Annotated in this window: 20 protein-coding genes and 2 pseudogenes; 7 read left to right on the forward strand and 15 right to left on the reverse strand. The window is 74.1% G+C overall.

All coding sequences use genetic code 11. The features are described 5' to 3' along the window. Positions 1 to 47: 47 nt before the first annotated feature. The 5 genes and pseudogenes from tsaE to OG617_RS09845 form a co-directional block, all read right to left on the reverse strand. The gene (gene tsaE, locus OG617_RS09825) at positions 48 to 530 is read right to left on the reverse strand and encodes a tRNA (adenosine(37)-N6)-threonylcarbamoyltransferase complex ATPase subunit type 1 TsaE (protein ID WP_405100634.1); all 483 of its coding nucleotides are present in this window, start codon (positions 528 to 530) and stop codon (positions 48 to 50) included. An 88-nt stretch (positions 531 to 618) separates the two neighbouring features. Continuing rightward, on the reverse strand, positions 619 to 1,707 hold the full coding sequence (locus OG617_RS09830) for an alpha/beta fold hydrolase (RefSeq protein WP_405100636.1): 1,089 nt from the start codon (positions 1,705 to 1,707) through the stop codon (positions 619 to 621). Between the two features lie 13 nt (positions 1,708 to 1,720). Further along, positions 1,721 to 2,839 (reverse strand): alanine racemase, encoded by a 1,119-nt coding sequence (gene alr, locus OG617_RS09835; protein WP_405100638.1) that lies wholly within the window; start codon positions 2,837 to 2,839, stop codon positions 1,721 to 1,723. Positions 2,840 to 2,909: 70 nt separating this feature from the next. Then, the gene (locus OG617_RS09840) at positions 2,910 to 4,379 is read right to left on the reverse strand and encodes an NAD(P)H-hydrate dehydratase (RefSeq protein ID WP_405100640.1); all 1,470 of its coding nucleotides are present in this window, start codon (positions 4,377 to 4,379) and stop codon (positions 2,910 to 2,912) included. Between the two features lie 38 nt (positions 4,380 to 4,417). Further along, a pseudogene (locus tag OG617_RS09845) lies at positions 4,418 to 4,549 on the reverse strand (holo-ACP synthase); the annotation flags it as partial. Positions 4,550 to 4,787: 238 nt separating this feature from the next. Between OG617_RS09845 and OG617_RS09850 the strand changes: the two are divergent. Together OG617_RS09850 and OG617_RS09855 are read left to right on the forward strand one after the other, a co-directional pair. Beyond that, positions 4,788 to 5,084 (forward strand): hypothetical protein, encoded by a 297-nt coding sequence (locus OG617_RS09850; protein ID WP_405100642.1) that lies wholly within the window; start codon positions 4,788 to 4,790, stop codon positions 5,082 to 5,084. Next, complete coding sequence (locus tag OG617_RS09855) at positions 5,081 to 6,742, forward strand: alpha/beta hydrolase (RefSeq protein ID WP_405100644.1); 1,662 nt, start codon at positions 5,081 to 5,083, stop codon at positions 6,740 to 6,742. Before OG617_RS09850 ends, OG617_RS09855 begins: the two co-directional genes overlap by 4 nt. Positions 6,743 to 6,819: 77 nt before the next feature. On the opposite strand, the gene glmS is transcribed toward OG617_RS09855, so the two are convergent. Continuing rightward, the gene (gene glmS, locus OG617_RS09860) at positions 6,820 to 8,733 is read right to left on the reverse strand and encodes a glutamine--fructose-6-phosphate transaminase (isomerizing) (RefSeq protein ID WP_405100646.1); all 1,914 of its coding nucleotides are present in this window, start codon (positions 8,731 to 8,733) and stop codon (positions 6,820 to 6,822) included. Positions 8,734 to 9,014: 281 nt separating this feature from the next. On the opposite strand from glmS, the gene OG617_RS09865 reads away from it, so the two are divergent. Then, on the forward strand, positions 9,015 to 9,998 hold the full coding sequence (locus OG617_RS09865; protein ID WP_405100648.1) for an MmpS family transport accessory protein: 984 nt from the start codon (positions 9,015 to 9,017) through the stop codon (positions 9,996 to 9,998). 39 nt (positions 9,999 to 10,037) lie between these two features. After that, the gene (locus OG617_RS09870) at positions 10,038 to 11,234 is read left to right on the forward strand and encodes a pyridoxal phosphate-dependent aminotransferase (RefSeq protein ID WP_405100650.1); all 1,197 of its coding nucleotides are present in this window, start codon (positions 10,038 to 10,040) and stop codon (positions 11,232 to 11,234) included. Between the two features lie 149 nt (positions 11,235 to 11,383). On the opposite strand, the gene glmM is transcribed toward OG617_RS09870, so the two are convergent. From glmM to OG617_RS09895, 5 genes are all read right to left on the reverse strand, one after another. Further along, complete coding sequence (gene glmM / locus OG617_RS09875) at positions 11,384 to 12,739, reverse strand: phosphoglucosamine mutase (RefSeq protein ID WP_405100652.1); 1,356 nt, start codon at positions 12,737 to 12,739, stop codon at positions 11,384 to 11,386. A gap of 115 nt (positions 12,740 to 12,854) precedes the next feature. Next, a complete protein-coding gene (gene rpsI / locus OG617_RS09880; protein ID WP_396677100.1) occupies positions 12,855 to 13,319 on the reverse strand; it encodes a 30S ribosomal protein S9 in 465 nt (154 codons plus the stop codon). 20 nt (positions 13,320 to 13,339) lie between these two features. Beyond that, positions 13,340 to 13,783 (reverse strand): 50S ribosomal protein L13, encoded by a 444-nt coding sequence (gene rplM, locus OG617_RS09885; RefSeq protein WP_405100655.1) that lies wholly within the window; start codon positions 13,781 to 13,783, stop codon positions 13,340 to 13,342. 218 nt (positions 13,784 to 14,001) lie between these two features. Next, positions 14,002 to 14,346 carry a hypothetical protein gene (locus tag OG617_RS09890; RefSeq protein WP_405100657.1) on the reverse strand — a complete coding sequence of 115 codons (345 nt, stop codon included), beginning with the start codon at positions 14,344 to 14,346 and terminating at the stop codon, positions 14,002 to 14,004. After that, the gene (locus OG617_RS09895) at positions 14,285 to 14,542 is read right to left on the reverse strand and encodes a DUF6364 family protein (protein ID WP_396677106.1); all 258 of its coding nucleotides are present in this window, start codon (positions 14,540 to 14,542) and stop codon (positions 14,285 to 14,287) included. The genes OG617_RS09890 and OG617_RS09895 overlap by 62 nt, the downstream gene beginning before the upstream one ends. Positions 14,543 to 14,898: 356 nt before the next feature. On the opposite strand from OG617_RS09895, the pseudogene OG617_RS09900 reads away from it, so the two are divergent. The 3 genes and pseudogenes from OG617_RS09900 to OG617_RS09910 form a co-directional block, all read left to right on the forward strand. Continuing rightward, positions 14,899 to 15,129, forward strand: a pseudogene (locus OG617_RS09900) (nitrite reductase); the annotation flags it as partial. Between the two features lie 191 nt (positions 15,130 to 15,320). Beyond that, on the forward strand, positions 15,321 to 16,409 hold the full coding sequence (locus tag OG617_RS09905) for a uroporphyrinogen-III synthase (protein WP_405100659.1): 1,089 nt from the start codon (positions 15,321 to 15,323) through the stop codon (positions 16,407 to 16,409). 12 nt (positions 16,410 to 16,421) lie between these two features. After that, positions 16,422 to 16,619, forward strand: coding sequence for a hypothetical protein (locus OG617_RS09910; protein ID WP_405100661.1), 198 nt, complete (start codon positions 16,422 to 16,424; stop codon positions 16,617 to 16,619). Here OG617_RS09910 and OG617_RS09915 read toward each other — a convergent pair. From OG617_RS09915 to OG617_RS09930, 4 genes are all read right to left on the reverse strand, one after another. Beyond that, on the reverse strand, positions 16,598 to 17,221 hold the full coding sequence (locus OG617_RS09915; protein ID WP_161685844.1) for an ATP/GTP-binding protein: 624 nt from the start codon (positions 17,219 to 17,221) through the stop codon (positions 16,598 to 16,600). The two genes, OG617_RS09910 and OG617_RS09915, sit on opposite strands and share 22 nt — an antisense overlap. Further along, on the reverse strand, positions 17,202 to 17,567 hold the full coding sequence (locus OG617_RS09920) for a DUF742 domain-containing protein (RefSeq protein ID WP_117665135.1): 366 nt from the start codon (positions 17,565 to 17,567) through the stop codon (positions 17,202 to 17,204). The genes OG617_RS09915 and OG617_RS09920 overlap by 20 nt, the downstream gene beginning before the upstream one ends. 70 nt (positions 17,568 to 17,637) lie before the next feature. Then, positions 17,638 to 18,045 (reverse strand): roadblock/LC7 domain-containing protein, encoded by a 408-nt coding sequence (locus OG617_RS09925; protein WP_161685846.1) that lies wholly within the window; start codon positions 18,043 to 18,045, stop codon positions 17,638 to 17,640. Beyond that, positions 18,042 to 21,125, reverse strand: a complete 3,084-nt coding sequence (locus tag OG617_RS09930) for a nitrate- and nitrite sensing domain-containing protein (protein WP_405100664.1) — start codon at positions 21,123 to 21,125, stop codon at positions 18,042 to 18,044. Before OG617_RS09930 ends, OG617_RS09925 begins: the two co-directional genes overlap by 4 nt. Positions 21,126 to 21,478 lie beyond the last annotated feature (353 nt).

Genomic DNA, 21,478 nt, shown 5'->3' on the forward strand with positions numbered 1-21,478 from the left:
GGCGGGGGCGGGGCGGGCGGGGGCGGGGCGGGCGGGGGCGGGGCGGGTCAGGGAAGGGTGGTGAGCCGGGCGGGCCAGTCGCCGCCGACCGGGTCAAGCTCGATGGTCCGGGTGTCGTCGTCGCGTCGGTCGATGCGGACCCGCAGGTGGGCATCGACGAGCTGCTCGACCAACCCCTCCCCCCACTCGACCACGGTGACCGAGTCGTCGACCGAGGCGTCCAGGTCGAGGTCGTCGATCTCCGCGCGCGGATCTGCGGCGTCCCCGAGCCGGTACGCGTCCGCGTGCACCAGCGCCACCACGCCACCGCGCGCCGGGTCGGGGCGGTGCACCCGGGCGATCACGAAGGTCGGCGAGGTGATGTTGCCCCGTACCCCGAGGCCCGCCCCGATGCCCTGGGTCAGCGCGGTCTTGCCGGCGCCGAGCGGGCCGGTGAGCAGCAGCAGGTCGCCGGCGCGCAGCACCCCGGCGAGCCGCCGGCCGAACGCGTGGGTGTCCTCGACCGTCGACAACGTGACGACGACGCTCACCGCGCCACCCCAGACGACGCGACGACCCTCACCGCGCCACCCCAGACGGCACGAGCACGCCCGGCGGCACGGCCACCACCGGCGGCGCTCACAGTGCCGCCAGGAAGTGTTCCAGGGCGGCGTCGACCTCGTCGGCGTGCTCCAGCATCACCACGTGCCCGCTGTCGTGGATCTTGACAAACTCGGCGTGCGGCAGCCGCCGGACGATCTCCTCCGAGTGCGTCACGGGCGTGATCATGTCCTTGTCGCCGACCACCACCAGCACCGGGGTGCCGCCCAGCGCGGCCAGCGCCGGGAACCGGGAGTGGGTGGCCAGGGTACGTAGGTAGCGGGTGACCGTGTCGGCGGAGGTGCGCGAGTTCATCTCCTCGACGTACGACACCAGGGCCGGGCTCGGCTTCGGGGTGCCGAAGCCGTACTGGCGGGTGAGCAGCCAGGCGATGTTCGAGGCCGACTTGCGGGCCTTGTCGATGGCCGTGCCGCCGTACCGGGTGGCGTTGTTCATCACGTAGAGCACCGGCGAGCTGACCCGCCCGAGCAGGGCAGGGGCCACCAGCCTCGTCTCGGCCAGCAGCCCGCCGGAGGTGGCCATCAGCACCGTGCCGACCACCCGGTCGCCGAACAGCTCCGGGTACAGCTCGGCGAACGCCATGATGGTCATCCCGCCCATCGAGTGGCCGACCAGCACCAGTGGCCCCTCCGGGGTGGTCCGGTCGATCACCCGGCGCAGCGTGCGGCCGAGCGCGGCGAGGTCGTACTCGCCGGTCTCCAGCCGCCCCGACCGGCCGTGGCCCGGCTGGTCGTACGCGACGATCCGGTGGTCGCCGCGCTCGGTGAGCATCTTGCGCTGGAAGTGGAAGGTGCCCATGTCCAGGCAGAAGCCGTGCACCAGCACCACCGTCGGGTGCCCGGCCACGGGACGGGTCGGCTCGACCACCTCGACGTGGATGTCGGTGCCGTCGGCCAGCTCCAGCCGGAACGCCTCGTCGTACGGCTGCGCGCCGAAGACCTCGTCGGCGTACGGGTCAGTGGGGTCGGTCTTGAGCCGGCGGACCAGGGCGCGTTCGCTCACCACGCCCGCCGCGAGCCCGGCGGCGGCGACGCCGACTGCGGCCCCGAGCACGCCGGCGACCCGGCCGGCGGCGGTGCGCGGCCGGGGGATGCGGAACCTGCTCACGCCGCCACCCCGATCACGGCCGCTCGCCGTCGTACACGCGGGGCACCCGGACCCCGCCGAACCGGGTGACGATCTCGTAGTTGATGGTGCCGGCCGCGTCGGCCCAGTCGTCGGCGGTCGGCTCGCCGTCGGCGCCGGGGCCGAAGAGGGTCACCACGTCGCCGGCGGCCACCGGGTCGTCGCCGCAGTCGACCACGAACTGGTCCATGCAGACCCGGCCGGAGACCGACCGCCGTTTGCCGGCGAGCTGCACCGGGCCGGCGTTCGAGGCGTGCCGGGGCACCCCGTCGGCGTAGCCGAGCGGCACCACGGCCAGGTTGGCGTCGTCCTCGGTGAGGTAGGTGTGGCCGTACGAGACGCCGCTGCCGGCCGGGACCCGCTTGGTGAGCATGACCCGGGCCCGGGCGGTCATCGCCGGGCGCAGCCCGAACCGCTCGCCGGCCACCGGGGAGAGCCCGTAGATCGCGATCCCCGGCCGGACCAGGTCGAAGTGGGTGTCGGGGCGGGTCAGGGTGGCGGCGGAGTTGGCCAGGTGCCGGTAGCGCGGGCGCAGCCCGGCCCGCTCGACCATGTCCAGCCCTTCGTGGAAGACCGAGAGCTGACGATCGGTGGTGGGGTGGCCGGGCAGGTCCGCGTACACGAAGTGGCTCCACACGCCGACCACCTCGACCAGGCCGTCGGCCTGGGCCTTCGCGGCGGCCTCCAGCAGCGCCGGCCAGTCGGCAACGGTGGCGCCGCCGCGCGCCAGACCGGTGTCGATCTTCAGGTGCAGCCGGGCCGGGCGGCCCGCCCGCCGGCTCGCCTCGATCATCTCGTCGAGCTGGGGCAGGCTCGCGGCGGCCAGGTCCACCCCGACGGCGACGCCCTCGTGCAGCGGCAGGCCCGGGGCGAGCAGCCAGGCCAGCACGGGCGCGGTCACCCCGGCCCGGCGCAGGGTCAGCGCCTCGTCCAGGGTGCAGACGCCGAGCCAGTCGGCCCCCGCGTCGAGCGCCGCGCGGGCCGAGGGGAGCATGCCGTGGCCGTACCCATCGGCCTTGACCACCGCCATCAGCTCGCCACTGGTCCCGGCCCGCAGCCGGGTCACATTCTCCCGGATCGCGTCAAGATCAACCCGCACCTCGGACTGCCACATGCCCCCACCCTACTTACTGACATGATCAACCCGGGCCGGAGCCGCCACGAACGGCGCGGCGGGCCCGAGGTCAGGGCAGCCGGGCGACGACCGGGCGGAGGGCGGCGGCCACGTCGGGCGCGGTCACCGGCCCGCCGCGGGCCGCCTCCCGGCCGGCCAGCCCGTGCAGGTACGCCGCCGCGGCGGCCGCCCGCTCCGGGGCCAACCCGGCGGCCAGCAGTGAACCGAGCAGCCCAGCGAGCACGTCGCCTGTGCCCCCGGTGGCCAGCGCGGAAGTGCCGGTCGGGTTGACGTACGCCCGGCCGTCGGGGGTAGCGACGATCGTGCGGTCCCCCTTGAGCAGCACCACCGCGTTCATCCAGGCGGCCAGCCGCAGCGCTGCTGCGGCCCGGTCCGCCCCGGGCTCCTCGCCGCAGAGCCGGCGGAACTCCCGGTCGTGCGGGGTGACCACGATCGGGGCGTCCCGCTTGCGCAGCCGGTCCGCCATCGACCCGTCGACCAGCAGGGTCAACGCGTCGGCGTCGAGCACCACGGGCACCGGGGCGGCGAGCACCGCGCGCAGCTCGGCCGCCGCCTCCTCGCCGGTGCCGAGGCCGGAACCGCAGACCCACGCCTGCACCCGGCCGGCGTCGGCGACCCGCCCGCTGGCGATCACCGAGGGATGCTGGCGCAGCACGTCGTCGCGGGCGCTCCCGGCGTACCGGACCAGGCCGGTCGGCCCGGCGAGCGCGCCGCCGACGGAGAGCACCGCCGCTCCCGGGTACGCCGCCGAGCCCGTCGCCAGGCCGACCACCCCCCGGGTGTACTTCTCCGAGGTCGGGCCCAGCTCCGGCCACCACTGCTCGACGTCGGACCATTCGGTGACCCGCAGCGCGGGGGTGCCGCGCAGCCAGGGCCCCAGCCCGATGTCGACCAGCTCGACCTGGCCGGCCAGCGCCACGGCCGGGCCGACCACCAGCGCCGGCTTCAGCGCGCCGAACGCCACCGTCACGTCGGCGCGGACCGCGTTCGGCCGGCCGGAGGCTGCCGCGGGCACGTGACCGGTGTCGACGGCGACCCCGCTCGGCACGTCCACGGCGACCACGGCGGCCCGCACGCCGTCCCGGCCGCGCAGCCCGGGCAGCTCGGCGGCGAGCCGGTCGGCCGCCTCGCGCAGCCCGCCGGTGCCGCCGATCCCGACGATCCCGTCCAGCACCAGGTCCACCTGCGCAGGCGGGCGGTCCACCAGCCGGCCCCCGGCGACGCGCAGCGCGGCCAGCCCTTCGGCGTGCGCCCGCCCGGGGGTGAGCAGCAGGGCAGAGACGGCGGCACCCCGGCGGGCCAGCCGCTGCCCGGCGTACAGGGCGTCGCCGCCGTTGTCGCCGGTGCCGACCAGCAGCAGCACCCGGGCGCCGTACACCCCGCCCCGGTCGGCGAGCAGCATCGCGCAGCGGCGGGCCAGCCCCGCTGCGGCCCGCTGCATCAGCGTCCCGGTGGGAAGGGTGGCCATCAGCCCGGCCTCCGCCGCCCGTACGTCCGCGACCCGCCACACCGGTTTCATGCCACCCCGTCCCGTCCGTACCGCCCGTGCCGGTCCCGGGTTCGCGGGTCGCTGGCGGCGGTGCATCGCTCGGCCTCGGTGAACAGCCGGTCGGCGAGCAACGGCGTCCGCGCCAGCGCCTTGGCGAACCGCTCGACCAGGACGACGTCGATACCGACAGCGACGATCACCGCCTCACCCTACTGGCGGAGGACGCCGCAGATTAGCCATGGGTCCGGCTGTGGGCAACACCTGTGGACAACCCGGGGGTACGGGCCAGAGCCCGTTGTCCACAGGGCGTGCCGGCCGGCACCGGGGCCACCTAACGTCGTCGCCATCGTCCGTCGCGGTGGCGGCCTCGCCCGTCGCCTTTCGCGATCGAGGAGTCCCCGTCGCCCGTCGACGGCACCGAGCCGGAGGAGTGCACCGATGCGCGAGGAGCCGTTCACCGTCCGCCCCGAGCTGCTGCGGGAGGTGGCCCGGGCGCTCGACGCCGACGCGTACCGGCTGGGGCACGGGCTGGCCGGGGTGCCCGGCCTGGTGGTGCGGGCGCCCGGGTGGCGGTCGGCGCCCGCCCTGGCCGCCCTGGAGTCGGCGGTGCATGTCTGGTGCGGCGGCCTCGGCGCGCGGGTGGCCGCCGCCGGGCAGGCGTTGTCCACCGCCGCCGAAGGCTACGAGACGGCCGACGAGCGGGCGGCCCGCCGGCTGACGGTCCTGCCCCGGTGAGCGCGTCGGTGAACGCGTCGGCGGGGCACGCCGGCGCGGTGGGCGGGGCGGTGGGCGGGGCGGTGGGTGCCCCCGCCGGGGGCGAGGGCTACGCCCGGCTGTGGGCGGCCGACCCGGTCGGCTGGGCGGCGGCCGGGACCGCCTGGCGGGGGCTGACCGGGCTGGTCGACCGGCGGTCGGCCGAGCTGGCCGGGGCTGCCGGGGCGCTGCGCGCCGGGTGGACGGGCGCCGCCGCCGGGGCTGCCGGCGGGCGGATCGCCGCCTTCCGGGCCGACCTGGCCGCCCTCGCGCCGGCGCTGATCGAGACCGACCAGGTGCTCGCCGAGCTGGCCGGGCGGCTGCGCCGGGCCAGGGCCGGGCTGGCCGAGGCGGCCGCCCTGGCCGAGGCCGGTGGAGTAAGCATCGACCGGCGGGGGCGGGTGAGTGTGGACCCTTCGGGCGCCCGGCCGGGTGCCCCGGGCCCGCCGGTGGCGCGGGTGGCCGCCGCCGTGACCACCGCCCTCGCGCTGGCCGACGCGGCCGACCGGGAGGCTACCGGCCGGCTCGACGAGCTGGCCGCGGCGGCCCGGGCGGGCTGGGTGGCCCCGCCCCCGCCCTGGCGGCCGACGCCCGGCGCCGACCCGTCGACCGTCCGGGCCTGGTGGGCCGGGCTCACCCCGGCGCAGCGCCGCTGGTTGGTGGCCCGGGAGCCGGAGCTGGTCGGCCGGCTCGACGGGGTGCCGGCGGCGGCGCGGGACCAGGCGAACCGGCTGCTGGTCGGCCGGTGGCGGGAGGTGCTGCTGGCCGAGCGGCGGCGGCTGGTGGCCCGGTGGCCGCACGGGCCGGTGGAGACTGCCGGGCTGGCGCGGGTGGGGGCGACCCTGGCCGGCCTGGACGCGCTGACCGCCCGGCTGGCCGGCGGCGGGCAGCCGCGCGCGTACCTGCTGGGGCTCGACCCGGGCGGCGAGGGCCGGGCGATCGTGGCGCTGGGCGACCCCGACCGGGCCGACCGCGTGCTGACGTACGTCCCGGGGATGACCGCCGGCCTCGCCGACGCCACCGGGGAGCTGGGCCGGGCGGGCCGGGTGCAGGCCCGGTGCGCGGCGCTGGACCCGACGGGGGCGACGGCGGCGGTGCTCTGGCTGGACTACGACGCGCCGGACTTCCTGCACGAGGCTGTCCTGCCCGGCCAGGCGCGGGACGCAGGCCCGGCGCTGCACCGGTTCCAGGAGGGCCTGCGGGCCACCCACGACGGCCCGCCGGCCCGGCAGACGGTGCTCGGGCACAGCTACGGCTCACTGGTCGTCGGCACCGCCGCCCGGGATCACGGTCTCGCCGCCGACGCGCTGGTGTTCGTGGGCTCCCCCGGGGTGGGCGTGGACCGGGCCGACGGGCTGCGCCTGCCCTCGGGCGAGGTCTGGGCGAGCACCGCGCCGGACGACGCGATCCGGCTGGCACCTGCCCCCGACGAGCTGCCCCGCCGCGTGCTGCGCGGGCTCAGCCCGCTGGCGGCGGTGCTGACCGCCCGGGAGGACCACGCGCTGTGGTTCGGGCACGACCCGGCCGACCCGGGCTTCGGCGGCCGCACCTTCCCCAGCGGCCGGTACGGCCACACCGGCTACTGGGACCAGGGCAATCCCGCCCTGGACGGCATGGCCCGCGTCGTCCTGGGCCGGTGACAGCGACGATGTGTGCCCCGGGACCCGCAGCGGCCCCCTGCCTCCGGCGGGCGGAGGGGGCCGATCCCGGCGGGCGGTTACTCGACGGTGACGGACTTGGCCAGGTTGCGGGGCTGGTCGACGTCGTGGCCCCGGGCGGCGGCGATCTCCGCCGCGAGCACCTGCAACGGCACGGTGGTCACCAGCGGGGCGAGCAGCGTCGGCGTGCGGGGCACGCGGATCAGGTGGTCGGCGTAGCGCACCACGGCCTCGTCGCCCTCCTCGGCGATCACGATCGTCCGGGCGCCCCGGGCGCGGACCTCCTGGATGTTGGAGACGACCTTGTCGTGCAGCATGCCCCGGCCGACCGGCGACGGCACGATGCAGATCACCGGGGTGCCCTGGTCGATCAGGGCGATCGGGCCGTGCTTGAGCTCTCCGGCGGCGAACCCCTCGGCGTGCATGTACGCCAGCTCCTTGAGCTTGAGCGCACCCTCCAGGGCCACGGGGTAGCCGACGTGCCGACCGATGAAGAGCACCGTGGGCTCGTTGCGGATCTCCCGGGCCAGCTCGCGCACCGGCTCGATCCGGTCCAGCAGCTCACGCAGCTTGGCGGGCATCTGGTGGAGCTGGTCCACCACGGCGGCCACCTCGTCGGCGAACTTGATCCCGCGCACCTGGGCCAGGTGCAGCCCGATCAGGTAGCAGGCCACGAGCTGGGTGAGGAACGCCTTGGTGGAGGCGACGGCGATCTCCGGCCCGCCGTGGGTGTAGAGGACGGCGTCGGACTCGCGTGGGATGGTCGAGCCGTTGGTGTTGCAGATGGCCAGCACCCGGGCCTTCTGCTCCTTGGCGTGCCGCAGCGCCATCAGCGTGTCCATGGTCTCGCCGGACTGCGAGATCACCACGATCAGCGTGGACCGGTCGAGGACCGGGTCGCGATAGCGGAACTCGCTGGCCAGCTCCACCTCGCAGGGAATCCGGGTCCAGTGCTCGATGGCGTACTTGGCGACCAGGCCGGAGTGGTAGGCGGTCCCGCAGGCGACGATGAAGATCTTGTCCACGTCGCGCAGGTCCTGGTCGCTGAGGCGGACCTCGTCGAGCATGATCTCGCCGCTGGCGGTGAGCCGGCCGAGCAGGGTGTCGGCGACGGCCTGCGGCTGCTCCTCGATCTCCTTGAGCATGAACCAGTCGTAGCCGCCCTTCTCCGCGGCCGAGGAGTCCCAGTCGACATGGAAGTCCTTGCCGGTGGCCGGATGGCCGGCGAAGTCGGTGATCTCGACGGAGTCGGGGGTGATCAGGACGATCTGGTCCTGGCCCAGCTCGATCGCGTCGCGGGTGTGCTCGATGAACGCGGCGACGTCGCTGGCGAGGTAGTTCTCCCCGTCGCCCCGGCCCACCACCAGGGGGGAGTTGCGCCGGGCGCCGACCACCGCGCCGGGCACGGCGGCATCGACGGCCAGCAGGGTGAACGCCCCTTCGAGGCGCTGGCAGACCACACGCATCGCGGCGACGAGCAGCCCCGGGCCGTCCGGCTCGCCGGCGGCGCGCAACTCGGCCAGCGCGGCGGAGAGCAGGTGGGCGGCGCACTCGGTGTCGGTGTCGCTGCTGAACTGGACGCCGGCGTCCTCCAGCTCGGTGCGGAGCTTGGCGAAGTTCTCGATGATGCCGTTGTGGATCACGGCGACCCGGCCGTCGGGGGCGACGTGCGGGTGGGCGTTGCGGTCGGTGGGGCCGCCGTGGGTGGCCCAGCGGGTGTGGCCGATGCCGGTGGTGCCGTCGCCGATGCCGATCGGGCTGGCGGCGCAGCCCTCGGGGTCGACGGCGGCGCGCTCGGCCAGCAGCTTCTCCAGGTTGGCCAGCTTGCCCGCCTTCTTCTCGGTCAGCAGCTCGGCATCGCACACGACGGCCACGCCGGCCGAGTCGTAGCCGCGGTACTCCAGGCGGCGCAAGCCGTCGAGCACGATGCCGAGCGCCGGGCGCGCGCCGGCGTAACCCACGATTCCACACATGGTCCGCAGCCTAACCCAGCTTCGCTCATCGCACGTGCGCAGAAGCCGGGTAAACAAGCACTGAATTTGAGCGAACGGGCGAGGCGTGGCGGTCTCGGGGACGAACCTCCCTGCCCCTGGGCCCTCTGTTCCGGCCGGACGGCACCCACCAGCAGGGGCCCGCCGGGCGGACCGGACGCGTACATTGAGGGCCTCCTCGCGGGGAGCCGGTCTCGGTAACGGTCCCCGGCATACCCGCTCCCTCCGCGGCAACGTCCGCGTCCCTTCCCCGGAGCCCTCCGATGTCCGAGGCGTCGTCGACCCCCGAGCCGAGCCAGTCCCCCGGCACCGACCCCGCCGGCCCTCCGACGCCCGCGCCGGACCAGGCACCCTCCTCCGTCCCGGGCCTCCCCCCGGCCCCGGTGCCCTCGACACCGGGCGCCGCACCGTGGGCACCCCTCGGCCCGCTCGCCCCACCGAAGCCGTGGGCGGCGCCGATGCCGTGGGACCCGTCGGCGGCGAGCGACGCGGGTCTCCCGCCCGCCGCCACCGCGGAGGCGTCGGCGGCGGGCGGATCTCTCCCCGGCGGGCAGCCCCGGTCGGGGTACGTCCCGGCGGGGTGGCCTCCCACCCAGCCCGGCCCCACCCAGCCCGGCTGGCCCGCCGGGGGAAACCCCGCGCAGGCCGGTTGGCCCCCGGCCGGCTATCCACCGCCGTTCGCATACCCGGGGCAGCCGCCCACCCGCTCGGGCGGCGACGCGAAGGTGATCGCGCTCGTGATCGGGCTGGTGGCCGTCATGGTGCTCGGGCTGTGCTGCTGCGTCGGCCTGGGCGGGCTCGTCACCATCGCAGCGGAGGACGGGACGACAGCAGGCGACCCCTGGTACGACGACGACGAGACGACAGCAGGCGACCCCTGGTACGACGACGACGACGAGGACGAGCCGGTCGACCCGCCCACCTTCCCCGCCGACCCGTCGAAGAAGCCGGTGACCCGGCCGACCGCCGGCCCGGCTCCGGCGACGGTGGTTTACGAGGTCACCGGGGGCGGCCGGGCCGACGTCGCGTACTTCGACGCCGACAGCGACCTGATCCATGTCGACAGCGCGAAGCTGCCCTGGCGGACCACCATCAGGACCAACGGGCAGAGCCGGGTCATGGTGGAGGCCACCCGGCCCTACGGCGAGAACGAACCGCTCACCTGCCGGCTGTCGGTCACCGGGGCGGGCCCACCGGTGACCGACACGACCACGGCAGTCTGGCGCACCACCTGCTCGACCGGTTGAGGGTGGGCGTGGCCGGGCGCGGCCCGTAGGCTGACGCGGGTGACGACGCCCACCGACGTCGACCCGCTGGTGGCCCGGATGCGGCCGTTCGGGACGACCATCTTCGCCGAGATGTCCGCCCTGGCCGTGCGCACCGGCGCGGTCAACCTGGGCCAGGGGTTCCCGGACACCGACGGCCCGCCGGAGATGCTCGCCGCCGCCGCCGAGGCGCTGCGCGGCGGGCAGAACCAGTACCCGCCCGGTCCGGGCATCCCCGCGCTGCGCGCCGCCGTAGCCGGCCACCAGCGCCGGTTCTGGGGCCTGGAGTACGACCCGGACGGCGAGATCGTGATCACCGCCGGAGCAACCGAGGCGATCGCCGCGAGCATCCTCGCCCTCTGCGAGCCGGGCGACGAGGTGGTCTGCTTCGAGCCGTACTACGACTCGTACGCGGCCTCGATCGCTCTCGCCGGCGCGGTCCGGCGGCCGGTGACCCTGCGTCCGGGACCGGACGGCCGGTACGCCTTCGATCCGGACGCCCTGCGCGCCGCGTTCGGGCCGCGGACCCGGCTGGTGCTGCTGAACTCGCCGCACAACCCGACCGGCAAGGTCTTCACCCCCGACGAGCTGGCCCTGGTGGCCGCGCTGTGCCGCGAGCACGACGCGTACGCGGTGACCGACGAGGTGTACGAGCACCTGGTCTTCGGCGACGCCGCCGCGCCCCACGTGCCGCTGGCCACCCTGCCCGGGATGCGCGAGCGCACCCTGCGGATCTCCTCGGCCGGCAAGACGTTCTCCTGCACCGGCTGGAAGGTCGGCTGGGTCAGCGGCCCCGCCCCGCTGGTGTCGGCGGTGCTGCGGGTCAAGCAGTTCCTCACCTTCGTCAACGCCGCCCCGTTGCAGCCGGCGGTGGCGGTGGCCCTCGCCCTGCCGGACGGGTACTTCGCCGACTTCGCGGCCGGCATGCGGGCCCGCCGGGACCAGCTCGTCGCCGGGCTGGCCGACGCCGGCTTCGACGTGCTCACCCCGGAGGGGACGTACTTCGTCACCGCCGACATCACCGGGCTCGGCGGGCGGGACGGGGTGGATTTCTGCCGGGCGCTGCCGGAGCGCTGCGGGGTGGTGGCCGTGCCGACCCAGGTGTTCTACGACGACGCCGAGGCGGGCCGGCGGCTGGTCCGGTTCGCCTTCTGCAAACGGCCCGAGGTGCTCACCGAGGCGGTCGCCCGGCTGCGCCGGATGGGGGTCGGCGGGTGACCGACGCGTACGCCGGCCAGCTCCGCCGGCTGGCGGCGACCTGACGCTGGCCGCGCTGCAGATCTTGGAAGAATGTGGCCCCCGGAGGGGCCGTTTCCCTCCGAGATCTACAGCGCGGGGCGGAGGCGGGGGTGGTGGGGCAGTGGGGGTCAGGGGGTGGGGCTCGCCACGCGGACCCGTTCGGCGATGCGCTCGGCGACCTCGCGGGCGGTCTGCTCGGTGGCGGCCTCGACCATGACCCGCACCAGGGGCTCGGTGCCCGAGGGGCGCAGCAGCACCCGGCCGGTCTCGCCCAGCTCCGCCTCGGCCCGCTCCACCTCGGCCCGGACGGCCGGCGCGGCGGCGCCCACCGAACGGTCCCCGACCGGCACGTTGATCAGCACCTGCGGCAGCTTGGTCACCACGGCGGCCAGCTCCGCGAGGGACTTCCCGGTGGCTGCCATCCGGGCCATCAGGTGCAGCCCGGTGAGCACGCCGTCGCCGGTGGTGGCGTAGGCCGGCATGACGATGTGCCCGCTCTGCTCGCCGCCGAGGGCGAGGTCGGAGGCGCGCAGCTCCTCCAGGACGTACCGGTCGCCGACCTTGGTCTCGACCAGCCGGATGCCCTGCGCGGACATGGCCAGCCGCAGGCCGAGGTTGCTCATCACGGTGGCGACCAGGGTGTCCCCGGTGAGCGTGCCGGCGTCCCGCATGGCCAGGGCGAGGATCGCCATCACCTGGTCGCCGTCGACCTCGACCCCGTCGGCGGTGACCGCGAGGCACCGGTCGGCGTCGCCGTCGTGGGCGATGCCCAGGTGCGCGCCGTGCTCGACCACGGCCTCACGCAGGGCGTCGATGTGGTTGGAGCCGCAGTCGTCGTTGATGTTCAGGCCGTCCGGCTCGGCGTGGATGGCGATCACCTCGGCGCCGGCCTCCCGGTACGCCACGGGCGCGACGTCGGCCGCGGCGCCGTTGGCGCAGTCGACCACGACCTTGATCCCGTCGAGGGGGTGCGGCACGGTGCCGGTCAGGTGCTGGACGTAGTGGTCGGCGCCGTCGAGCAGGTCGTGCACCCGCCCCACCCCGGCGCCGGTCGGCCGGTCCCACGCGGTGGCCGCGTTCGCCTCGACGGCCGCCTCGATCCGCTCCTCGATCTCGTCGGGCAGCTTGTGCCCACCGGCGGCGAACAGCTTGATGCCGTTGTCCGGCATCGGGTTGTGCGACGCGGAGAGCATCACGCCCAGGTCGGCCTTGGTCTCGGCGGTGAGGAACGCCACGGCCGGGGTAGGCAGCACGCCGACCCGGACCACGTTGGCACCTGCACTGGTGAGCCCGGCCACCACGGCGGCCTCCAGCATCTCGCCGCTGGCCCGGGTGTCCCGACCGACCACCGCGAGCGGCGGATGGCTCCGGTCCGTCTCGGCGAGTGTGTGGGCGGCGGCCACCGCCACCGCGAGCGCCAGCTCGGGAGTGAGATCCGCGTTCGCCCGCCCGCGTACGCCGTCCGTGCCGAACAACCGGCCCATACCCGCCAACCTCCGAGGAAATGGTGCACAACAGGAAAGCGAAACGGCCGGGCCACCTCCCGTCGAGGGGAGGTGGACCCGGCCGTCCGTCAGAAGTACAACGTGCCGCTGATGATCAGCGCTTCGAGTACTGAGGAGCCTTACGGGCCTTCTTGAGGCCGTACTTCTTGCTCTCCTTGACCCGGGCGTCACGGGTCAGGAAGCCGGCCTTCTTCAGAGCCGGGCGGTCGTCCGGCTCGTTGACGATCAGCGCCCGGGCGATGCCCAGCCGGAGCGCACCGGCCTGGCCGGTGGTGCCGCCGCCACGCAGGTTGGCGATGACGTCGAAGGCCTCGGGCTTCTCGGCGGTCACCAGCGGGTCCTTGATCAGCTGCTGGTGCACCTTGCTCGGGAAGTACGCCTCGAGGTCACGGCCGTTGCAGGTGATCTTGCCGGTGCCCGGGACGATGCGCACCCGGACGATGGCCTGCTTGCGCCGGCCGACGGTCTGGATCGGCCGGTCGCCACGGGGGGCGCGGGCGACGGGCGCCGGCGCCTCGGTGGCCTCGGGGGCGACCTCGGTCTCGGTGATGTCGGTCATGCTGCTTCCTTCGCCCGCGCTCACTGCGCGATCTGCTTGATCTCGAACGGCGCCGGCTGCTGCGCGCCGTGCGGGTGCTCGGCACCGGCGTAGACCTTCAGCTTGTGGATCAGCTGACGGCCGAGCTTGTTGTGCGGGAGCATCCCCTTCACGGCCAGCTCGACGGCCCGCTCGGGACGCTTGCTGAGCAACTCCTCGTAGCCGATCTGCTTCAGGCCGCCCGGGTAACCCGAGTGGCGGTAGGCAACCTTGGTCTGACGCTTGTTGCCGGTCAGCGCGACCTTGCCCGCGTTCACGATGACGACGAAGTCGCCCGTGTCGACGTGCGGCGCGAAAGTCGGCTTGTGCTTACCACGCAGCAGCGTGGCGGCGTGGGTCGCCAGGCGGCCCAGCACGACATCAGAGGCGTCGATAACGTGCCACTGACGCTCGATCTCACCCGGCTTCGGGCTGTACGTACGCACAGGTCTACCTTGTCTCGTCGTCGGTCTGGGGTCGCGCGCCGAGTTGACCAGGCGCGCACGAACGACCAAGCGTACCTGATGCGGCACGCCTCTGGATGTCGTACAACAGCAGGCAACGATACTCGGGGGTACCTCCGCAGGTCAAAACGGGGGTCGTTCCCGCCCTCCACGCACCGCCATCATGATCTCTGTCACATGCGCGGCGCGCAGAGTTCCGGTCAGATTTCCTGGAGTATGCGCAGTGCACGCCCGACCCGGAGCATCGTATCGGTGTCGGCCACCTCCACGCACTCGGTGAACCACTTCTTCATCGGCGAGGAGAGCCGGTCGGGCATCACCACGTACCCGCCCATCGGCACGGCCAGCGGGGAGTCGCGCAGCAGCACCGTCTCGACCACCTCGGCCACGATCACGATCGGCACGTCGGTGGAGTTGTAGACGTCGGAACTGATCACCAGACCGAGCCGCTCCCGGGCGCCCTCGATGCGCCAGACCTCTCCCCTACGCAGCACGCGGACGCCCCCCGAACAGCGCGTCGTCGACCATCCCCACCTCGCGGGCATCTGCCAGGGCCGCCGCCTCCAGATCCAGCCCGGCGCGACCGACGGCGGCGGCGTGCGCGGTGAAGACCTCACGCAGCGCCTTCTCGCGGGCGGCCTGGTCCATCCAGGCGGAGAGCGACAGCCCCTCCCGCTTGGCGAACCGACGCGCATCCTCGATCGTCTCGTCGGAGAACGACAACGTCACCTTGGCAGTCATGCCGCCCAGACTACCTCTCGGTATGACCGCCGGTCATCCCACCTACCACCCACCGCCGAACCCACCAAACCACCACAAGTCCCCAATCCGCCCACGCCCGCCCCACGCCCGCTCGCACCCCGCACCCACGCCCCCGACCTCGCGCAGTTTCGGGGAAAGCGTTGCCTCCTCACGCTCCGAGGCCACACTTTCCCTGAAAGTGCGCGGGACCGGGACGGTCGGTCGGCTCCGGGAGGGTCCGGGCGGATCAGAAGTCGGAGTCCGGGGTGACCGCCGGGGGCGTGTGAGGCGGTCTTGACAGGACCGAAACAAACGGGACCCGGAGCCGAAACTGCCCGGCGGCACGCTTTCCCGACATGACAGACGGTGAACGGCCGACGACTCGACCGGAGAACCGAGCCCGGGAGGCGGCGGCGCACTGCCCGTACTGCGACCTCCAGCGCGAGACCGCCGGCCGGGGCGAGGGCAGGCTCTGCCAGAGGGGCTGGGCCGCCGCCGAGCTGCTGGACCACCCCGGCCGGCTGACCACCCCACCGGTACGCGACACGGCCACCGGCGAGCTGCGCCCGGCGGGCTGGGACAAGGCCGGGGTGTACGTGCCGCCCCGGAGGACCGTGGCCAGCCGGAACAGGACGCCCACCGTCGCCCCACCCCCACACAGACAGGTGTACGCACTGCGCACCGGCGCCCGCCTCCCCCTGGCCGGGGCGTCCGTTCCCCGGCACGACGTGCGGTGCCGTGACGGCCTGGTCGAGGCGCGGCTGAGACGGGAGGGGTGATGCCCCACGAACTGGCCGGCTTCACCATCGGGGTGACCGCCGACAGTCAGCGCGACGAGTTGGCCGCGCTGCTGCGACGGCACGGGGCGCGGGTCGTGATCGCGCCGGCCCTGCGGATCGTGCCGCTGACCGACGACACCGAGCTGCGCGAGGCGACCCGCGCCTGCCTGAACCACCCGCCGGACGTGCTGATGGCCAACACCGGCATCGGAATGCGCGGCTGGCTGGAGGCGGCCGAGGGCTGGGGGCTGAGCGAGCCGCTACGTGGCGTGCTGTCGCGGGCGTACGTGGTGGCCCGAGGGCCGGAGGCGCGGAATGCGATCCGCGCCGCAGGCCTGCGCGACCGGTGGTCACCGGACTCGGAGAGCTGCGAGGAGGTCGTCGAGCACCTGGTCCGGCGCGGGGTGGCCGGGCAGGTGGTCGGCATGCAGTTGCACGGCGATCGGCAGCCCGAGTACACCACCGCGCTGGAGGAGGCCGGTGCCACGGTCATCGAGGTGCCGGTCTACCGGTGGGCCCCGCCGACCGACCCGGCGCCGCTGCACCGGCTGATCGACCTGGTCGCCGGGCGGCTGGTCGACGCGGTCACCTTCACCTCCGCCCCGGCCGCCGAGGCGCTGCTGCACGCCGCCGGGGACCGTACCGAGACGGTGCTGGAGGCGCTGCGGGGCGACGTGCTGGCCAGTTGCGTCGGCGCGGTCACCGCCGAGCCCCTGGTCCGCCGCGGGGTGCCGGTCAGCGCGCCGAGCCGCGCCCGGCTCGGCGCGCTGGTGCGGACAATCGTGGACGAGCTGCCCCGGCGCACGGTCACCATCAGGGCGGACGGGCACCTGCTGACCCTGCGCGGGCACGCGGCTGTGATCGACGAGGAGCTGCGTCCGCTGGCCCCCGCCCCGATGGCGGTGCTGCGGGCGCTGGCCACGTCACCGGGGCGGGTGCTCTCCCGTACCGCCCTGCTGCGGACGCTGCCGCGCGGCGCGGACGAGCACGCGGTGGAGATGGCGGTGGCCCGCCTCCGGGCCGGCCTGCGCGCCCCCCGGGTGGTGCAGACGGTGATCAAGCGCGGCTACCGGCTCCGGGTGGACTGACCCTCGCCGCAGGTGACCCAGCGCGCCCCGGGACGCGTGGCCGGCAGCCGGGCCCTGGCCAACGACCACGCCGATAGCCTGGCCGTGGCCGACCACGCCGGCACCCGACCGGGGACGACCACCGTCAGCCGACCGGGGACGACCACGTCGGCGGCGGCCCTGACGATCCGGGCCACCGCCGACGTATGTCAGCCGACCGGGGTCGGGTAGCCGCGACCGTGCTCGGCCTGGAGGCGCAGCATCGCGTGCTCGACGACCGTGACCAGCACCTGCTTCACCGAATCCCGGTGCCGGGCGTCGGTCATTATCAGCGGCACGTGGGGCGAGATGGCGAGGGCCTCGCGGACCTCCTCCAGCTCGTACTGCGGCGCGTTGTCGAACCGGTTCAGCGCCACCACGTAGGGCAGGCGGCGGTTCTCGAAGTAGTCCAGCGGGGCGAACGCGTCGGTGATCCGGCGGGTGTCGACCAGCACCGCCGCGCCCACCGCGCCTTTGATGATCTCGTCCCACATGAACCAGAACCGGGTCTGGCCGGGTGTGCCGAAGAGATAGAGGATCAGGTCCTCGGCCATGGTGATTCGGCCGAAGTCCATGGCGACCGTGGTGGTCTGCTTCCCCGGCACCTTCGACGGGTCGTCGATCCCGACGCCGGCCGCGGTCATCACTGCCTCGGTGGTCAGCGGAGTGATCTCCGAGACCGCGCCGACCAGGGTCGTCTTGCCCACGCCGAAGCCGCCCGCAACCACGATCTTCGCGGAGGTGATCCCGCGGTTGCGGCGTGCCCCGGCGGGGTCATAGCCTGCGAAGTCCACTTAGCACCCTTCCAAGAATTTCCATCCGCTCCTCGTACCCTTCGGGCGGAGCGGCAGTGTGTAGCGTCAGCAGGCCCTCGGCCACCATGTCGGCGATGATCACCCGGGCGACGCCCAGCGGCATCCGGGTGTACGCGGCGACCTCGGCCAGCGACTGGGGCCGGCCCTCGCAGATCGTGGCGATCCGGTGCTTGTCGTGGCCGGCGAACCGGGACTCGGCGACCGCCGTGGGGCTGGCCGTCAGCACCGCCTCCAGCGCGATGTCCTGCCGCGGCTCGGTACGGCCACGGGTGACCGCGTACGGACGCACCAACGCGCCGCGCGGGTCTTCCCGTCGTTGGTCCATCCGCGATCACCTCCTCCGGTGGGTGCCGTCCCTCGACACCCAGTCAGTCCATCCGTGTCGCCCCGGCGCTTTAAGAGCGCACCGCGTCCCGCCGCAGCGGCACCAGTGCGGCGCCCACCCGTTCGACCAGCAGTGCCATCTCGTACCCGACCTGGCCGACGTCGCAGCTGCGGGCGGCGAGCACGGCCATCGACGAGCCGTCGCTGATCGACATGAGGAACAGGTAACCGCTGTCCATCTCGATGACTGTCTGGAGCACCCCGCCGGCGCTGAACATGCGGGCCGCGCCCTCGGTAAGGCTCACCACACCGGAGGTGATCGCCGCGAGCTGGTCGGCCCGGTCCGTGGGGAGGTCCCGCGACGAGGCCAGCAGCAGCCCGTCCGCGGACACCGCCACCACGTGGGCGATGCCCGCCACGCTGTCGGCGAAGTTGGTGAGCAGCCAACCCATGTCCTGCATGGCCGCTGGCCTGTTCATCGGCTCGTCTCCTTGGTCGGGGTGCTGTTCTGGTCCGCGCCGACCGTCCGTCCGCGCTGCACACCGCGGTGGTATGCCGACAGCAGGCCGCGAACTTCGTCGGGGGTGCGCCGGCTGCGGTCCCGGCTGCTCTTCTGTTCGATCCCGCCGGGAACGAGCTGCGCCTGCGGGACCCGCTTCGGAAGGCCGGAGCGGGTGGTCCCGGACGCGGTCGGTTCGGCCGCCTGGCTGGCCCGCGACCAGCCATCGTCGGCGGCTGTCCGCCAGGCCTCGGGATCGATCGCCGGCGGGGTGGCTGCCACCGGCCCGGTCGCGGCCGGCGCCGCGGGCGGGGCCACCGGCGGGGTGTACGCCGGCGGCGGTGGCGCCGTGGCCGTACCGTCCGCTGGGGTGGCCCCCGGCGTACGGGTGGGCAGCGGTGGCCGGGGCGCGGCGGGAACCTTGGCCGGAGGCGGCTCCTCGTCGAACTTGGGCCGCTGGAAGATCGCGGTCACGTCGTCGCCGTGCGACCGGAACCAGACCGCCTCCATCTCCCGGAAGATCGGCGCCTCGGCCGGCTGGGCCGGACGGGCGACCACCGGGGTGGCCGGGGCTGCCGACACGACGGGAACGGTCGGCGTCGTCCCGGCGACCGGACCACCGGGCAGTACCGGCGTGGCGGGGGCCGCGGCGGTGGGGGTTGCCGGCTGGGCGGCCTCCCCGCCGGGTGTCCGCCGGGGCAGCGGATCGATCGTCGGGAACGCCACGGTCGGGCTGCCCACCGAGAACCCGCCGCCGGGCGTGAACGCCGGCTGCGTCGGGGCGGGCGGCTGCCCCAGGGGTGCCGGCGCGATGGCCGGAGCCGCCGGCTGGGCGACGGCCGGCGTGCCGAACGGCGTGGCCGGCGTGCCGAACGGCATGGCCGGTGCGGCATCCCGGGAGTCGCCGGGCACCTGCCAACGGGCCGGCGTCGGGGCCGAGGTCCGCCACTGGTCGTTCAGCGTGGCGGTGCGGCCGGCACCGGTGAGCGGCGAGTCGAGGCCCATCGGGGTGAGCGGCGTCTGCTCGATCTGGGCGGGCTGGCGCGGCGGGGTCAGCGGCGCCGGGGCCGGCTCGCGGCCACGCAGCGACGGCAGCACCACGGTCGAGCTGGGCAACGTCACCTGGGCGACGGTGCCGCCCTCCACGTTGCGCCGCAGCTCCACCCGGATGCCGTACCGGGACGCAAGGCGGCTCACCACGGCCAGACCCATCAGCCGGAACGCGGCCACGTCGACCGTGGACGGGCCGGCGAGCCGGCGGTTGAGCGAGTCGAGCTGCTCGTCGGTGAGCCCGAGGCCCCGGTCTTCGACCTGGATCAGCACGTAGTCGCGGATCCGCCGGCCGTCGGCGACCACCACCGTGTTCGGTGGCGAGAAGCGGGTGGCGTTGTCGAGCAGCTCGGCGACCAGGCGCACGACGTCGTTGACGGCGTGCGCGGCCACCGAGATGTCGGTGTCGACGGTGCCGAACTCGATGCGGTTGTACTGCTCGACCTCGGACTGGGAGGCCCGCAGGACGTCGATCAGCAGGGCGTCGTCGCGGCGCGGCACCGCCGAGTCCGCACCGGCGAGCACCAGCAGGTTCTCGTCGTTGCGGCGCATTCGGGTGGCCAGGTGGTCGAGTTCGAAGAGCTGAGCGAGGCGCTTCGGGTCCTCCTCGCCACGCTCGATCGCGTCCAGCTCGCCGATCATCCGGTCGACCAGGGTCTGACTGCGCCGGGCCAGGTTGAGGAACATCGCCGAGACGCTGGTCCGCAGCGCGGCCTGCTCGGCGGCCACCCGGACCGCCTCCCGGTGGACGACGTTGAACGCCAGCGCGACCTGGCCGACCTCGTCGCGGGTGTTGAGCTTGATCGGGTCGCGGACCTGCCGGACGATCTCCTCCACGCCGCCGTCGCCGACGTTGCCGATGTTCTGCAGCCGGGCGACCGCGTCGGGCAGGTCGTGGTTGGCCACCGACAGGGCGCCCTCGCGCAGCCGGCGCAGCGAGTGGTTGAGCGACCGGGCCAGCACCACGGCCAGCGTGACGGCGACGATCAGGGTCAGCAGCACCAGCACCGACTCGATGACCGCCTGCTGGATGACGTTCGAGCGGGCTTCCTCGGTCTGGGCGAGCAGGCGGTCCTGGAGCCGGATCTCGGCCCACCGCATCAGGTCGTTGACCGCGCCGATGGAGGCGGTGGCATCGGCAGCGGAGACCAGCGGGGCCTGCCCGACCGACCGGGTCAGGTCGGCGGCCACCCGGTCGGCGAGCGTCACCGCGTCACCGGAGACTGTGCTGTCGACGAGGGCCCGCTGGGTCGGGTCGGCGGCCAGCGAGAAGGAGAGCAGGGCCTCCTGCTGGCTGGTCAGGGTGGCCACGAACGAGGAGAACTGCTCCTCGTCGAGGCTGCCGGCGGTGAGCGCGGTGTAGGTGACCGCCTCCTCCTCAGCGACCGCCGCCTTGGCGTGGGCGAACGCGGCCACCGCCCGGCGGGTGTCCGCAAGGCTCTCCTGACCGGGGAGCTGGGCCAGCGTGTCGCCGTAGGAGACCAGGTCGGTGAGGATGACCCCGTAGCGCAGCGCGGCCTCGGCCACCGCCATCTGCTGACGGTCGAGGACCTCCTGCCGGGTGCTGTTCAGCGTCGTCAGGTGGTCCTCGATGACCTTGAGCCGGTCCCGCACCGCAGCCGGGACGTCGCCGACCCGCCCGCGCTCGGCGTTGTACTCCTCGATCCGGGCGTCCGTGCTGCGCACCCGCAGGTTGTACGCGTCGGGTCGCTGCCCCGGCGTGGCCAGGTAGCTGGCCGCGGCCATCCGTTCCTTGTGCAAGTCCTGGGTGAGTGCGGAGACGTCGATCGACAGCTCGGTCAGCGACCGCAGCCGGGTCGCCTCGAGCGCGCCCTCACCGGTCGAGATCAGCCGAACGGTGGCGAGCGCGATCACCGCCGCGACCGGCACCACCAGGATCAGCGCCAGCTTCGAGCGGATCCGGGCGTCGCGTAGGCGCGGCAGTCGACGACGTCGACTCCGCTCGTCCGACTCGCCGCTCTCGGGCAGGGTCGTAGGTCCGGTGCTCACGACATCGCCTCCGTCGTATCTTCCACGCCTGAACCGCCGACCCGTGGCCGGTGCAGCGGACAGCGCCGCGCGCGGCACGGCCGCGATTTCATCAGAGATGATCGTGTTTGGGAAGCCGCGGTGAGGTAGGAAACGGTCGCACGGCACTCATCGCGTGATCCGATCAACTAATACCTTCATTTTCTCAAGCCCCTGATCAGGGCATGTAACTCCAAGGTGGTCACGTGCTTATGCAAAGTAAGCGTTTGCAAAGATTGGGTTACCCCAGCATGTGGGACGGTAGTCCCGAAACGCTTCGGCGCATCCGCGCTTGACCACAGGGCCCGGCATTGGCAAGGTTTTGCAGGCTTCGC

The sequence above is a fragment of the Micromonospora sp. NBC_01412 genome (genome assembly GCF_045040215.1).
GTDB classification, from domain to species: Bacteria; Actinomycetota; Actinomycetes; order Mycobacteriales; family Micromonosporaceae; genus Micromonospora; species Micromonospora rubida.

What these genes read in the sequence shown, in the direction of transcription:
- alr (WP_405100638.1), bottom strand. Translation starts at nt 2,839, where the DNA reads ATGTGGCAGTCCGAGGTGCGGGTTGATCTTGACGCGATCCGGGAGAAT.
- OG617_RS09840 (WP_405100640.1), bottom strand. Translation starts at nt 4,379, where the DNA reads ATGAAACCGGTGTGGCGGGTCGCGGACGTACGGGCGGCGGAGGCCGGG.
- OG617_RS09850 (WP_405100642.1), top strand. Translation starts at nt 4,788, where the DNA reads ATGCGCGAGGAGCCGTTCACCGTCCGCCCCGAGCTGCTGCGGGAGGTG.
- glmS (WP_405100646.1), bottom strand. Translation starts at nt 8,733, where the DNA reads ATGTGTGGAATCGTGGGTTACGCCGGCGCGCGCCCGGCGCTCGGCATC.
- OG617_RS09865 (WP_405100648.1), top strand. Translation starts at nt 9,015, where the DNA reads ATGTCCGAGGCGTCGTCGACCCCCGAGCCGAGCCAGTCCCCCGGCACC.
- glmM (WP_405100652.1), bottom strand. Translation starts at nt 12,739, where the DNA reads ATGGGCCGGTTGTTCGGCACGGACGGCGTACGCGGGCGGGCGAACGCG.
- rpsI (WP_396677100.1), bottom strand. Translation starts at nt 13,319, where the DNA reads ATGACCGACATCACCGAGACCGAGGTCGCCCCCGAGGCCACCGAGGCG.
- OG617_RS09890 (WP_405100657.1), bottom strand. Translation starts at nt 14,346, where the DNA reads ATGCCCGCGAGGTGGGGATGGTCGACGACGCGCTGTTCGGGGGGCGTC.
- OG617_RS09895 (WP_396677106.1), bottom strand. Translation starts at nt 14,542, where the DNA reads ATGACTGCCAAGGTGACGTTGTCGTTCTCCGACGAGACGATCGAGGAT.
- OG617_RS09905 (WP_405100659.1), top strand. Translation starts at nt 15,321, where the DNA reads ATGCCCCACGAACTGGCCGGCTTCACCATCGGGGTGACCGCCGACAGT.
- OG617_RS09920 (WP_117665135.1), bottom strand. Translation starts at nt 17,567, where the DNA reads ATGGACCAACGACGGGAAGACCCGCGCGGCGCGTTGGTGCGTCCGTAC.
- OG617_RS09925 (WP_161685846.1), bottom strand. Translation starts at nt 18,045, where the DNA reads ATGAACAGGCCAGCGGCCATGCAGGACATGGGTTGGCTGCTCACCAAC.